Below are 14114 nucleotides of genomic sequence, written 5' to 3' on the forward strand. Positions count from 1 at the left end.
CGATGACCATGACCGACGACCGCCCCGACCTGGGACACGCAGATGACCTATATGTCGAGACCGACGCTGCGCGGCCGTCGGCATTCGTCCGCTGGATCATCGGCGACACCGACTACGCCGAGCTCGCCGCAGCCGTCGCGACCGGTGACGCCGAAGAGCCCTACCAGTACTCCCGACGCGGCATAGGCCTCGCACGGTGGCGCAACGATCACCCTCACGTCGAACGGGCCGTCCACGACGCCGCTGGGGACCCGTGGTGGCGCGCCGCACTGTCGTCGAGCACACGCGGCCTCAAAGGGCCCGGCGGCGGCCGCATGTCCACCGTCCCGGCACCGATCGAGTACGAAGCCACCTCGGTGCAGATGTGCGGGCTCAACCCGTGGGCGATCGGCGCAGCCGCACCCTCGGCCGGCACCATCGTCGGCCAGCACGCCATCACCGGCAACGCCGTCTCCTGCGATCCGTTCGCGTACTTCCGCGACAAGCTCATCGGCAACCCCTCGATGTTCGTCCTGTCCCTGCCCGGCCTGGGGAAATCGACGCTGATCCGCAAGATCCTCCTCGGCGCGTGCGGCTGGGGACAGACCCCGATCGTCGCCGGCGACATCAAAGGCGAATACGTCAAGCTCACCCGCCTACTCGGCGGGCAGATCATCACCCTCGGCCACGGCGGTGGACACCTCAACCCCCTCGCCGCCGGAGCCCTCGGACAGGCAGTCGTCCGCGCGATCACTGCCCGCAACGCAGAAACCGACCCCGATCGCATCGCCGAGCTCGACGAGCTGATCGACGTCGCCACCATCACCATCTCCACCCGCCAGATCAACGCCGTCTGCGCCCTGGTCGAGCTGATCCGCTACGACACCCACTCGGTGAAAGCCTTCGAGAACTCCCTGATCGGTATCGCGCTGCGCGAGCTGTACGCCGACGGCGGATTCTCCTACACCAACCCGCCGCTGCTCAAAGACCTCTACACCCGCATCGACGCCGGGTCGGCGGACATGCTCCAAGCGGCCTACAAGACCGACCGCGAGGGCTACCGCGAGGCGATCACCGAACTGATGCAGGCCCTCGGAGCACTGACCTCCGGCCCGCTCGGGGACATCTTCGCCGACCACACCACCGAACCGATCGACCTCGACGCACCGATGATCTGCATCGACGTCTCCTCCCTCGACCGGGGAGATACCACCCTCAAAGCCGCGGTGATGCTCTCCTGCTGGGCCGACGCCTACGGCACCGTGGAAGCGGCGCACCTGCTCGCCGACGCAGGCCTGGACCGCCAGCGCCTGTTCCTGATGGCCCTCGACGAGCTGTGGCAGGTCATCGGCGCAGGGCCGGGCATGGTCGCCCGCGTCAACGAGATCACCCGCCTCAACCGCACCGACGCGACCGGGCTGCTGATGATCACCCACACCGGCCGCGACCTCGAAACCCTGCCCACCGAAGCCGATATCAAGACCGCGAAGGGATTCATCGACCGCGCCGGCATGGTCGTGTGCGGGGGACTGCCGATCGGTGAGGTCGAGCGCCTGTCCGGGGAGCTGAAGTTCACCGCCGCCGAAGCGGGCATGGTCACCTCCTGGTCGCGCGGGGCAGCGCTTCGCGGGTCCGAACGCCGCACCGTCCGCAATCCGATCGGGCGCGGGAAGTTCCTGATCAAGGTCGCCAAGGACAACACCCCCGGTATTCCCATCCAGACCGTGCTCACCGACGTCGAATACGACACCGGGGTCCACGACACCAACGCCCGCTTCGCCGAGTACTTCGCCGGCCAGCACCACGAACTCGACGGTGCAGATGCCTACAGGGCCGACGAGGACGCCTCTCAGATAGTCGGTGCGTGGTGATGCGCGCCGACGATCCCCGCGATCATCGGCGAGCCGAGTTCCCCGCCGAGACCCGGCAATGGGTATTGACCGAGTACGAGAAGTCTCGCCAGAACTACGCCTCGCGCGCCGAATGTGTTGCAGTCCTTGCTCGAGCGATCGGAGCGCACGAGAACACCGTGACACGGTGGGTCAAGGACAAGTTCGGATCCTCCCGGTCTCCGGCGTCCGATGACGTCGCCGCGAAGCTACGGGCGGCCGAAGCCGAGATCGGGCGGCTCCGCAGCGAGAACCGCACTCTCACTGAACGACTCGCCGCCTGCTCGCCGCGTGCGATCACCACCCAGTCCTACGGCTCGCACTCGTTCGGGGCGGCTGCGCTGTGAAGAAGGGCGGCGCGATCGCGCTGAGCGTGGTGCTCGCACTGTCGCTGTTCGTGGTCCTGTTCGTCACCACCGGTGTCCGCGAGGAAGCGCCCACCGATTGTCTTCCCGGGAAGGGCATTTCCTCTGCTGCAGGTGGTGTTCCGGCCGGGTCGTTCTCCAAGCCGATGAAGACCTCCGAGGCGCAGCTGACGAGCCCGTTCGGGTCACGGTGGGGAACGATGCACAAGGGCATCGACCTCGCCGGTCCCGTCGGCACCCCGATCTACGCCTACGCCGACGGCATCGTCACCAAAGCCGAACCCGCGACCGGATTCGGGATGTGGATCGTCCTCGAGCACAACATCGACGGACAGACCGTCTCCACGGTGTACGGGCACATGTTCCCCGACGGTGTCCTGGTCAAGCCAGGCGAACGTGTCACCGCCGGTCAGCACATCGCCGACGAAGGCAACAACGGCGACACCACCGGCGCGCACCTGCACTTCGAGTACCACACCGGGCCCTGGTCACCCGACAACGCGATCGACCCGCAGCCGTTCTACGCCGCCGCCGCCGAGCCCGGCAGCGGACAGACCGGCCAGAGCCCGCTCCCGTCTCCGTCTACGACCGCACCGACCTCGCCCGCCCCGAACGGCGGCACCGCGGAGATGGCGGCTCTCCCCGCCAATGTCGGCTCCGAAGAGCACTTTCAGGTCGACACGGTCCGCGTCGCCCGCGCTGTTCACGCGAAGTTCCCGCAGATCACCACCATCGGTGGGTGGCGGGCCGACGGTGGGGGATTCGACGACCACCCCTCCGGCCGGGCCGCGGACATCATGATCGACAACTGGTCCTCCGAGGAAGGCAAAGCGCTCGGCGACCAGGTCAAGGACTACCTGTGGGCGAACCGCGACTATCTCCAGATCGAATACATGATCTGGCGACAGGAATACATCCCCTCCCAAGGTGAACCGAACACCATGGAGGACAGGGGATCTCCCACCCAGAACCACTTCGACCACGTCCACGTCACCACCGTCGGCCACGGCGCACCGGCACCCGGCCAGACCTACGGGCCCGTCCCCGGCGGCGGCGGATCCGCACCGAAGGCGACCGGGAACTGCACCACCGCACCCGGTGCCGGTCTCGGTGATCACGCGAACCTCGCCGCCGGCCAGATCCCTCCCGAGTTCGAGCCGTGGCTCGCCCTCTCGGCCGCTCAGTGCCGCGAGCTCTCACCCGCGATCCTCGCCGCTCAGCTCAAACAGGAATCCGGCTTCACACCGGGCCTGACCAGTCCGGCCGGGGCCGAAGGGTATGCGCAATTCCTCCCCGGAACGTGGGCGTCGTTCGGTTTCCCCGTCGACGATCAGGGTGTGGTCACCGGAGCTGCGGGGGAGGGGGATCCCAACGACATCGGCGACGCCGTCATGGCGCAGGGCCGCTACAACTGCTCGGTCGCCGACACCCTGCGACCGGGCATCGAATCCGGGGCCATCACCGGCGATCCCGTCGAGCTGATGCTCGCCGGATACAACGCCGGCCCCGGAGCGGTCCAACAGTTCGGCGGCGTCCCGCCCTACTCGGAGACCCAGAACTACGTCACCACCATCACCGCCACCGCATCCGACTACGACCTGGCCCGATAGCCGCCACCGACCAATGCTCGACGGAAAGGCCCACTCATGAGCACCGCACCGACACGCACCAGCCACCACCTGACGTCCCACGACCGGCATCGAGCACTGACAGCCCTTGCTCTGACCTCGGTCATCGTATGGACGGTATGGGCTGTTCCCGTCGCCCGATTGATCCTGGAGTCGATGGTCACCACGATCGAGGACAGCGGCCGCGCCGCGGCGACCCGCGACGTTCTCGCGCATGGTTGGTGGGCCGTCATCGTCGTCACCGCGGCGATGACCATAGGCAGCGTCGTCGCTGTCGCCGACGCCTCTGCGCGAGCGCAGAACTGGACTGTCACTGCGCTCCGCAAAGCCATCCACTTGGCGGCGACCGCGCTCGTCATGTGGGCGATTTGGACGGTCAGCGTGATCGCCGCAGCAGGAGTCCCCACCGTCGGCTAGCGCTGCACACACCCACACATTTGTTGTCGGTGGCCACCAGGACACTGGCACCATCACAGACCAAGGAGCACAGACATGGCACAGATCCTCCACAGCCGCCGAGCGGACGCACCGATCGTCGACTGGCTCGAAGTCATCGCCAAAGCCGCTGCACTGGGCCAGATCTGCGACACCGATGCTGAATCAGCGAACGACTCCGACTCGCAGGAGACTACGAGATGAGCCGAAGAGCAGGCATCGTTCTCGCGTGTCTCGGCATCGTCGGTGTGGTCGCCATTGCCGCTGTGATCGTGTTCGTCTTCCGCGGCTCGGACACACCGCCACCACCGGGTACCGACGCCGGGATCGCCATCGACCCGTCCGCCACCGACCCCGTGGGTGTCGCGACGGCGGTGATGTCCGCTGTGTACACCTGGCAACCCGCAGTGCAGGATTCGCCCTGGGATGCCATGCACGGGCAACGCCAACATCTGACCGGATCGATGGCCACTGCCGCCGCCACACCACCCGATCCAGCGCCGCAACCGATCCCGGAATGGTCGGCGTGGGCACGCAGCGGCGACATCGTCACCGCCGTCGCCCGACCCGACACCAGCGTAAATCTCGACGGTGAGAGCCTCGACAAGGACGGCGACGCCAAGGCCACCGTGGCTGTCGTCATCGACCGCGTCGTCCAACACCGCAGCGGTGAGATCACCCCGTTCACCGGCTACACCGGAGCCGTCGACGTCGAACTCACCGACGACGGCTGGAAAGTCGCGAACTATCGCCTCGTCAGCGCAGGCCTATAGCCGACTCACCACCGGCAACACCCGCGCCGACCACACGCCGCACGCACCGCAGAGAAGAAGGATCTATCGTCATGGGAAAAGTAGGAATCCTCACCGAAAAACCCTCCGCAGCACGTAACTTCGCCGCAGCACTGGGCGGCATGAGTGGCACGTTCGCAGGCACGGAGTACGTCATCGTCCACGCTCGCGGCCACCTGCTGGAATTGAAAGACCCCTCCGCGATGGTGCCCGCGCCTCTCACCGACAAGTACAAGAGCTGGGAGCTCGAACATCTACCGTGGAACGCCGACGACTTCCGCTGGGAGCGAGAGATCCGGCGCCGGGTGTCCGGCGGCAAGCTGGTCACCGATCCGGACGCGAAAAGCCTGCTCCACGAACTCAGGACGACCCTCTCGGGCTGCGAGAGCATCTGCAATGCAGCCGATCTCGATCCCACCGGTGAAGGCTCACTCCTCGGCTGGGAGATCGTAGAGTACCTGGGCCTCGAGAACAAGAAACTCGAACGCATGGAGTTCCTCGACGAGACACCGGCATCGCTGCGTAAGGCCTTCACAGCCCGTCGCCCGGTCACCGCGATCGCCGCCGAAGGCGACTACCGCAAGGCCGACTTCCGGTCGAAGTGGGACATGCTCTCGATGCAGTTCACCAGACTCGCGACCAAGACCGCGGGCGCGACCACCGTGCTACGCAACGGCCGACTCAAGTCCGCAATGGTCGTAATCGTCGGTGACGGACTCGACGCCCACAACGGATACCTCAAGAAAGCGTTCTACGAGAACCGGTTTCGGGACGAGAACGGCGTGACGTACACCGACCCCGAGGTCGATCGATTCGAGAACGAGAACGATGTTCCCGGCGGCCTTCAGTCGTCACCGGTCGTCCACGACGGGACCACACGCAAGAAAACGGGACCGCCGAAACTGATGGACCTGGCCGGACTGTCGTCTCTGTTGTCGAAGAAAGGTTTCGGGGCGAAGAACGTTCTCGACACCTATCAGAAGATGTACGAGGCGCAGGTGGTGTCCTACCCGCGTACCGAGGACAAGTTCATCTCGATCGAGCAGTTCAACGAGCTGCTTCCATCGGTCGACGCGATCGCCGGTGTGGTGGGCGTGGATCCGGCGGCGCTGAGTCATCGCGGCCCACGTACGAGCCATATCAAGTCCGGTGGCGCGCACGGTGCCAACCGTCCGGGGCCCAACGTACCGCCGAGCCTCGCGGCAGTGGAGAAGGCCTACGGCGAGTTGGGTCGGGAGATCTACGAGCTCCTCGCGAAGAATTACCTAACGATGCTCGCCCCCGATTACGAGTACGACCAGCATCGCGGCCACGTCGAGAAGTATCCGAGGTTCGTCGGCTCGCTGAATGTGCCCGCAGTGCTCGGATGGAAAGGTGTGTTCGTCGTCGAGGAGGAGGACGGCCGCGAGCGCGACGAGCAACCCACTGGTGCGACGGCGTTGGGTACTGTCGCGGACCCGTTCGTCCACGAGGGCTTCCCGCCGCGGCCGCCGCATCCGACGATGGGATGGTTGATGAAACAGCTCGAGAAGCGGAGCGTAGGTACCGGCGCGACCCGGACGAGCACCTATGCCGAGGTCACGAACAACTCGGGCGGCAAGGCCTTGATGATCGAGAAGCGCGGCAAGATCACCCTCAGCGCGATCGGTGAACTCAACCATCGGATCCTGCCGGGCACGCACATCGGGGATCTGACGATCACCGAGCAGGTCTTCGAGCAGATGGCGCAGATCGAGGCCGGAACCGGCGAGGCAGCCGACCATCTGTCCCTCGTGGCGGACCTGGTGCGCCGCGACCTCGAGACGATGACGGCGAATGCGAGGACGTTGTCCGGCGAGCTCACGGCACGGATGGGCAAGGCCGGGGTGACCCGAGAAGCGGTGGAGATGATCGAGCTGCCACCGGAGCTGCATTTCACCCACGCAGGCACGGTCGTGACCCGCGCCAAGCGGGTCTTCGGTGGCCACCGGTTCACCGACTCCGAAGTGGCGAAACTGCTGGCCGGTGAGGTCATCGAGATCGTCGCGACGAGTGCGAAGTCGGGAAAGACGTTCACCTGCAAGGGAAAGCTCGAACCAGGCGTAAGGGAGAAAGACGGCAAGCAGTACCCACACGTGAGCTTCAACCCGCAGTTCGCAGAGCGTGCACCTAGGACCGATCTGGTCAGCGGGGTGTGGAAGGGCAAGTCGGTCACGTTCAAAGGCCGCGGATGGGGTGCCAACGACCACTGGCCGGGTAAGGACTTCACCGAGCAGGAACTCGAGAAGCTGCTGGCCGGGGAGACCATCGAATTCGACGCCTCAAGCAAGACAGGTAAGACGTACCGGGCCAAGGGCGCACTGGCCGCAGGTACCTACCAGGGCAGCAAGACATTTGGATTCAAGCTGAAGTTCGAGGACCGCAAATCCACCGCAGGCACCAATAAACGCACCGTGCGTCGGTAAACGGGCGCGCCGCAGGACAGCAGCGGTGTCGCACGCCTCACCCATCGGGAAACGAGTTCGAGCGGCGGGTTCAGAAGAAGGTCAGCTGTGCCTCGTCGACGCGGACACGTCCTGGCTTCGTCCGGCGGGGTCGGACCGGGGGAGCGTGCCGAGTCGGCACCGCCGGTGCGGAACCTTCGGCGATGCCGAGTCCGGCGCACGCGCGACGCGCCAGTTCCTCTCGTACACGCGACCGTTCGGCCACGCGCGCACGTCCGATCGCTGTGTCTCGGGCACTCCACTCCAACTCCCACGCCGCCGATCCCGGAGGCGGCGCGCCCACAGCCCGATCGGTCACCCGATCGAGGAGTTGATCGATCCTGTCGATCAGAACCTCGGCAAGCTCATCGAGCACGTGATCGGGCACCGCAGCCACGCCGACGTTCTCGCTCATACGGGGCAATCTAGCGTTTCTCCGGACAGATCGGGGTCAGAGACGACCCCGATGCGATCGATACTGTGCACCCATCTTCCGTTCCCCGGTTCCGTCAACAGTCGTGTCCGACCCTGCGCACACACCGTCTCTCCATCGAACACCTTTCCACCACAACGATAGTGTTGGCCGATGCCTCGATCCATCGACCTACCTGAGACTCTGTACCACTACACGGACTCCGCTGGCCTGCTCGGCATTTTGGGCAATCCTGTCGAGTTCGACGGCGCACCTCGGAACGCACGGTACGGATCATTATGGGCAACGGACGCACGGTATCTCAACGATACGAAAGAGCTTCGGTTCGGCACGAAGCTTTTGGCTTCGGAGCTAGAGGAGCAGGCGCGCGACACGGCACGAACACCCGCTGTGGCCGAGCGTCTGCTCGAACTCGCCCGGACCGTACGCGCCGGCACATTCGAGATGACCTGGCACAAAGACGCCCACCCGGCTACACCGTTCGTCACCTGCTTTTCCAGCGCATCCAAGGGTGACCTGCTCAGCCAATGGCGCGGGTACGGAGACGGCGGTGGAGGGTTCGCACTCGGGTTCGCGCGCTCCACACTGACCAAGTTCTACGAGGTGAACACAAAGCTCCACGACCACGGGGACCCTTTCGGCCTGTTTGCCAACCAACTCTTGGGCGGACCTGACCAGGTCAAGTACGGACGGCGTGAGGCACGGCATCTCATGATGGAGACCGCCTCGGAGATGGCTGCGGATCTCGAAGCAGTCGAGAGAGGCCAAAAGACATTGTCGTGGCCGGATGTGTTCTACCTAGGCAGTATTGAGCAACTGGCAAAGGTCAAGCACAAGGCCTTCGCCGAAGAATCTGAGTGGCGACTCATCACCAAGGACCACGGGATGGAGCATCCAGAATTTCGGCCGGGGAAACTAGGGGTGGTTCCTTACGTGAAGCTGTTCTTTCAGCTGTCCGATGATGCGGGGCCAGCCATATCCGACATCGTCGTCGGTCCCGGACCGGAGCAGAGCTTGCGTGTGGATGCCGTAAAGCGTCTGTTGGACAAGATCGGCTCCTCAGGCACACGCGTGAGACGGTCGAAAGCCCCCTTCAGGGGCTGAGATCAACACGTCGCCTCCGAATAGAGTTCAGTGAGCGGCGTTGAACGCCTCTTCGATGTGGGCCGGGATGCGGCCGCGGTCGCTGATCGGGTGCCCCTCGTCGGCCGCCCACTGCCGAATCGCGCGTGTCTGCGCCGGATCACGCAAGGCCGGTGTCCCGGGCTTAGCGGGCGTCGACGCGCCGGCGGGGGAGGGCTTACGCTTGCGGCCACCGACCCGTGTCGCGTGCTCGATGTAGTAGTCGAGCTTTCTGTGAAACTCGGTGGCGTTCTTCGCTTTCAGGTCGATCACGTACTCGACACCGTTGACCGCGAATTCGATTGTCTCGCCGGATTCGTCGCCGATGACCGACCCGTCGATATCGTCCATCAATTGGGTTGTCACTCGTTTGGCCACAGCCACAAAACCTTTCGATCACACAATGTCACGAATTCGATAATATCCAGCCTAGCCACAAACGAGCTGCCGCGCTGCAACCCCCTGTCACCGTCGGAAGGGGCGCGCCTCGATCCCCGTTCGGTTCTAGAAACACGCATTGAGCAGTCGATGCGAGCAACGATAGAATCGTCCACTCCGATGTAGCTCGTACACGTGCGACTCACAGGAAAGGATCCGAATGTCCGAACCCGCGACACCATCGACGGACAACGACCGGCTCGTGGAGGAGCTACAGAGGATCACGGACGAATACGTTCATGACCCGAGAGACGATTGGTACACCGAGAACGACCTCGTGGAGATGGGATACCGCCGCGAGGCCCTGGTCGATCTTTTCGGAAAGCCGATTCCGGGACACGACGGGTTGATCGGATGGACCGTCTCATCGGTATCGAAGATCGAGCAGACTCAGTTGGCCCCTGCCTACGAGTTGCTCGAGGCGGCTTTTGGCGCGTTCAACGACGCGGCCGGCACCATGACCGCGCGCGTGATGTACAGCTCGTTCGATTCCTGACGTCCCAGAGAATCCGCTGCATGTCGGGCGGTAGGCCCACATCGCGCCAGTAATTTCGCACGAGCGGGTATGATCGAAATTATCTGCCGGACAACGATTCTCGGCTCCGACCTGACATAATCTATATTATCGGCAATGATTTTCAGTGTCATTTAGACTCGCGTCCTGCCTACTCGACGATCCGCACTCATTCGATCGGCGACGGCCCCGCAATCCATCGATGACTGCGGGGTGCATCTCGGCCTTACAGTCGGGCCCGCTGGCTAGGGGCGCTTGGGCAAGTATGCAATCGGACCGCCTGACCGCGCCGTAGATCGACTTTCGAGAAAGATTCGCACTGTTTCCTGCTCTGCCAGAGACAGGTTCGGGGCGATGTAGTCGAGCTCAGGTGACCCCAGTTGGCGGACACGGCCGGCCAACTCTGCCTTGTACGCGTGACGCACCTCGACGAATTCGCGGCTGCCACCGGCCTTCTTCGGTCTCACGACGCGATCCGGGCCACCGTCAGCACCGAGAATTTTCAGAACCGTCACGGGAAACCCTGCGAGAGTGACCGGCAACAGCTCTGCTTCGCACACCGTGTCAGGATCACTTCTCCACCACATTCGATCCGCTTCTACGACGTCGATGTCGCTCAGTTGAGCGGAATCTCCGACGAATGCGCGGCGTCTCCCCGAAGGATCAGAACGCTCGTCGACGGGCGCAGGGCGAGCTGCGGCCTGACGGAGAACTGGCTGATTGCCATCGGTCGCGAGGATCGGCCTACCAGCGAGCCGCATGATGCGACTAATCTCGAGGTCGGGCAAATATCCCGAGTCCAGGAGCAGACTGATGCCGCGCTGGTTCATCTGAAGCAGGTCGGCCGCTTTGGGCTTTGACAACTCCCCGGACGGCTGGCCCGGGGACGCAACTGTAAACACGTTTGGTCGCAACGAAATACACCTCTAATACACATGGCGGTCGCTCACCGCGCGGAGAGGACGGCCGCACCGGCGCCGGCGGCCATCAACCTGAGTGTACTGCACGATAAACTGTCAATACACGTCAGAGGTTCCAACGGACGTTCAACTCAGGCGTTGGGTTTGAGTTTGTAATCGGTTGTGTAGACCCCCGGTCGACCGTGCCCTCCGGGGCGTGTCGCTACCTCGGGATCGACCGCAGCGGCGAGGTTCAGGGCCAGAAGCTGCGCGAGGAGATCTTCATCAGGGTTGAAGCCGTATGCGGTGACCACGGCAGAATCGAGCTCCATGTGCAGATCTCGTAGCTTCGACTTGCCGGGAGTGCGCAAGGCGTCGTACTGGTCTCCCAGCGTGATCCCCTCGGCCAGCCGTTCAGCCCGGTACAGGGTGATCTTGGCCATGATGCTGGCAACGCGCGCTACATCGAGGTCGTTAGGCAGGGTAGGCCAAGGAAAAGAGTCCCACACCGTGGTCGACGTATAACGCGGCCGTGATTCCAATTTCGAACAACGCTCGTCCAACCATGCTCGGTGCAGGGCAGACGACACCACGCCCAGCGAGTAGTCGTCGTCCAACGCGATGACCGTCATCGAATCGTCCGGGCGAATGCTCGTGTCGATGAACTGGAACACCGACATTCGCTTTTCGGTTGCTACTCGTGACGTGCCGATATATCTGGTCAGCGACTGGATCTGGTCGAGCATGTCGGAGCGCCGGTAGGCGTGTTGCCACCACGTGTTCAGGAACTTCTTGTTGTGCCAATTGACGCGCGCCGCGGAATTACGTTTGAGCACCGTAGCGTTCGCAGCAGCTTCCTTGTCGGCCGCCTTTTGCCGGTCCGGGAGGACCATTCGCTGCAATCGCGCTAGAGCCTTGGGTGCTTGACGTTTGACCTGGACTGCGTCGGTGTGGGGTAGATCGATCAGAAATGCCGTCGGTGCCAGCGAATGGAGTAGCCCGTCACCACCGATCGTGGGGTGGATGAACTGCAACGACCCTTGATCCATCTCGGCAGCTTCATCGGGACCCAGACGAAACGCACCGATCGCCCCTGATGTCTGTCCCTGGAAGATGAGTTTTGGTTTCTTGTTCACCAGCAGCGATTGGGCCTTTCCGACATCGGTTGACGGTCTCAACGATGCCGGAATCGCTGTCAGTGGCAGGCGCAAATTTCCGTTGTCGAGCCACAGCATTTTCGACTCCGGCGCGTGATCGGATCCCTTCATCCAGTTGACGATCGATACAGTGACCGCTGCATCGCCCGACCAGGACTTCGACGAGACTGCATCGAATATCACCCCGTCGTGATCAACGATGTAGTCCAAGGATGCTTTCCTGGAAGACCCATCTCGAATAGCCTGCGTCGCAACGAATCCTGCCCTGCCTCCGTCAGGAAGTGCCCGGTGAGCAAGTGGGAACCAGTATGTGACGAAGTCCGATACCCCGGGGGACGGGTATTTTTCGTCCAGGCGGGCCACGTAGTCCGCGCCCAGATCTCTCGTCATCTTCCGCCGTCCGTTGTAGGGCGGGTTTCCGATGATCACGTCGGCCGTCGGCCAGGGCGTGAACAGGGCATCGCCCCATGTGATGACCTTGTCCAGGTTGTCCAGCGGCAGCGCCGAATCGGCGCTTTCGTCGAGCTCGTCGGCCGAGAGCTTCTTGGCCATCATCATCGTGACCTTGGCGACTTCGACTGCGAACTGGTTGTTGTCCATGCCGAGGAAGTGGTCCGGCGTCACGTAGGAAAAGACGTATTGGGTTTTGTCCTTGGTTTTGCGTCGTTGGTCTATTCGCGCCACTACCTCTGCTTCCAGACGCCGCATCTCTCGGTAGGCGACGTAGAGGAAGTTCCCCGATCCACACGCGGGGTCCAGGACCCGATACTTGCCCATATCGAATCGGATCTGCTCCAGCTCGGCCATGGACTTGGCAGCTTCGATCCTCGCCATCCACGGGTCGACGATGCACGGAGTCACGACATGGGCGATGTCGGCCTGCGACGTGAAGTGCGCCCCGTAAGCGTGACGTTCGCCTTTGGCCATGGACGTCTCGAACAGGGTGCCGAAGATTTCCGGTCGTACTTCTGCCCAGTCGGTATAGGCGGCGGACCTCATCGCTACCAGTTCGTCGTCGGTCATTTCGATCGGAACTATCTTCTCGAAGAGTCCGCCGTTGAAGTAGGGCGTGCCCTTGAACGCTCCTCCGCCGGTGCGTCCGGGGCTGTTCATCTCGCGGAACAGGGACCCCAGCAGGTCGTAAGCGTCTCCGCCCGTCGCGGCGTCGGTGACGGTGCGAGTGAAGAACTTATCCGGCAACAGGCCGATGTCCTCGGCGAACATTGCCACTACCGACTGGAGGACGAAGTGTTGAGCGTCGATTCTGGAGACTCCGCGGTCTTTCATCGACCGGAACACCCCGGACACCTTGGCCGCTGCCTCGCGTGTGACCTCGACGAGGTCATTGAGAAACATCGGTTCTTCAGGCTCGGGCAGCAGAAATGCCAGTGCCTCGTGTCGTTGCGGAAGGTCATCGAGCCGGACCGAATCGACGGGCGCTTCCATCTGCTGGTCGAAGTCGTATATCCAGAACTCGTCGAAGTTGCACAACACCACATAGCGCGGTCTGTTCGGTACTGCCTCCATCCAGTACCGGAATGCCTGCCGGAAGTGCAGAGACAGGTCTGTGCCCGCCTTTTTCATCTCGATGATGCACCGCGGCTTCCAGATCAGATCGGCGAACGAGGTTCCGCGCTCGCCGATCTTGCGGATCCGTCCCTCCAGTGTTGCGCCGGCCTCTCGAACACCGCCATGGCCGAACGCTTGAAACAGTCTGTCGAGGAAGACCTGCGACTCCCCCTTCTCATCGCCTGACAAGTGGGTGTGGCGGTACTCAACGAACGTTTTGAGAGCTTCCTTATCCGACGGCACTCTCGAAGCGTAGAGGCTCTGTTCGACGGCTGACCGTCTTTGGCCGCTGCACCATGATGGGGCGCGCCAGCTCGGCGCTGGCCCGTCAAGCCATACCGGCGATACCGCCATTGGGCGAGCTGACGGCTATAACGACTTCGAGTCCCCGTTTCGAGCGGTTCCCCAACTCAGCCATAGGCCGAACCAATGG

General features: G+C 63.3%; 13 protein-coding genes. 10 read left to right on the plus strand and 3 right to left on the minus strand.

What is annotated here, in order from left to right; translation table 11 throughout:
* Positions 1-2 precede the first annotated feature (2 nt).
* From R4P47_RS15655 to R4P47_RS15685, 7 genes are all read left to right on the plus strand, one after another.
* Positions 3-1850, plus strand: a complete 1848-nt coding sequence (locus tag R4P47_RS15655; protein WP_317785127.1) for an ATP/GTP-binding protein — start codon at positions 3-5, stop codon at positions 1848-1850.
* Positions 1850-2215, plus strand: a complete 366-nt coding sequence (locus R4P47_RS15660) for a transposase (RefSeq protein WP_317785128.1) — start codon at positions 1850-1852, stop codon at positions 2213-2215. Before R4P47_RS15655 ends, R4P47_RS15660 begins: the two co-directional genes overlap by 1 nt.
* The gene (locus R4P47_RS15665) at positions 2212-3843 is read left to right on the plus strand and encodes a M23 family metallopeptidase (RefSeq protein WP_317785129.1); all 1632 of its coding nucleotides are present in this window, start codon (positions 2212-2214) and stop codon (positions 3841-3843) included. The genes R4P47_RS15660 and R4P47_RS15665 overlap by 4 nt, the downstream gene beginning before the upstream one ends.
* Before the next feature lie 36 nt (positions 3844-3879).
* The gene (locus R4P47_RS15670) at positions 3880-4278 is read left to right on the plus strand and encodes a hypothetical protein (protein WP_317785130.1); all 399 of its coding nucleotides are present in this window, start codon (positions 3880-3882) and stop codon (positions 4276-4278) included.
* Positions 4279-4353: 75 nt separating this feature from the next.
* Entirely contained in the window at positions 4354-4500 is a 147-nt protein-coding gene (locus R4P47_RS15675; RefSeq protein WP_176460136.1) for a hypothetical protein, read from the plus strand.
* Positions 4497-5069, plus strand: coding sequence for a hypothetical protein (locus R4P47_RS15680; protein ID WP_317785131.1), 573 nt, complete (start codon positions 4497-4499; stop codon positions 5067-5069). The genes R4P47_RS15675 and R4P47_RS15680 overlap by 4 nt, the downstream gene beginning before the upstream one ends.
* Positions 5070-5140: 71 nt before the next feature.
* Positions 5141-7531 (plus strand): DNA topoisomerase III, encoded by a 2391-nt coding sequence (locus R4P47_RS15685; protein ID WP_317785132.1) that lies wholly within the window; start codon positions 5141-5143, stop codon positions 7529-7531.
* A 70-nt stretch (positions 7532-7601) separates the two neighbouring features.
* Here R4P47_RS15685 and R4P47_RS15690 read toward each other — a convergent pair whose 3' ends face one another.
* Positions 7602-7964 carry a hypothetical protein gene (locus R4P47_RS15690; RefSeq protein WP_317785133.1) on the minus strand — a complete coding sequence of 121 codons (363 nt, stop codon included), beginning with the start codon at positions 7962-7964 and terminating at the stop codon, positions 7602-7604.
* 171 nt (positions 7965-8135) lie between these two features.
* On the opposite strand from R4P47_RS15690, the gene R4P47_RS15695 reads away from it, so the two are divergent.
* Positions 8136-9086, plus strand: a complete 951-nt coding sequence (locus R4P47_RS15695) for a DUF2971 domain-containing protein (RefSeq protein WP_317785134.1) — start codon at positions 8136-8138, stop codon at positions 9084-9086.
* Between the two features lie 27 nt (positions 9087-9113).
* Here R4P47_RS15695 and R4P47_RS15700 read toward each other — a convergent pair whose 3' ends face one another.
* Positions 9114-9482: an Lsr2 family protein gene (locus R4P47_RS15700; protein WP_317785135.1), complete on the minus strand. Its 369-nt coding sequence runs from the start codon at positions 9480-9482 to the stop codon at positions 9114-9116.
* Between the two features lie 220 nt (positions 9483-9702).
* Here R4P47_RS15700 and R4P47_RS15705 point away from each other — a divergent pair, with 220 nt between their 5' ends.
* Positions 9703-10038: a hypothetical protein gene (locus R4P47_RS15705; RefSeq protein ID WP_317785136.1), complete on the plus strand. Its 336-nt coding sequence runs from the start codon at positions 9703-9705 to the stop codon at positions 10036-10038.
* A 434-nt stretch (positions 10039-10472) separates the two neighbouring features.
* Complete coding sequence (locus tag R4P47_RS15710; protein ID WP_317785137.1) at positions 10473-10916, plus strand: hypothetical protein; 444 nt, start codon at positions 10473-10475, stop codon at positions 10914-10916.
* A 191-nt stretch (positions 10917-11107) separates the two neighbouring features.
* Here R4P47_RS15710 and R4P47_RS15715 read toward each other — a convergent pair whose 3' ends face one another.
* Entirely contained in the window at positions 11108-13924 is a 2817-nt protein-coding gene (locus R4P47_RS15715) for a DNA methyltransferase (protein WP_317785138.1), read from the minus strand.
* Positions 13925-14114: the final 190 nt, after the last annotated feature.

This window comes from Rhodococcus sp. IEGM 1370, assembly GCF_033142325.1.
In the GTDB taxonomy this organism is placed as follows: domain Bacteria; phylum Actinomycetota; class Actinomycetes; order Mycobacteriales; family Mycobacteriaceae; genus Rhodococcoides.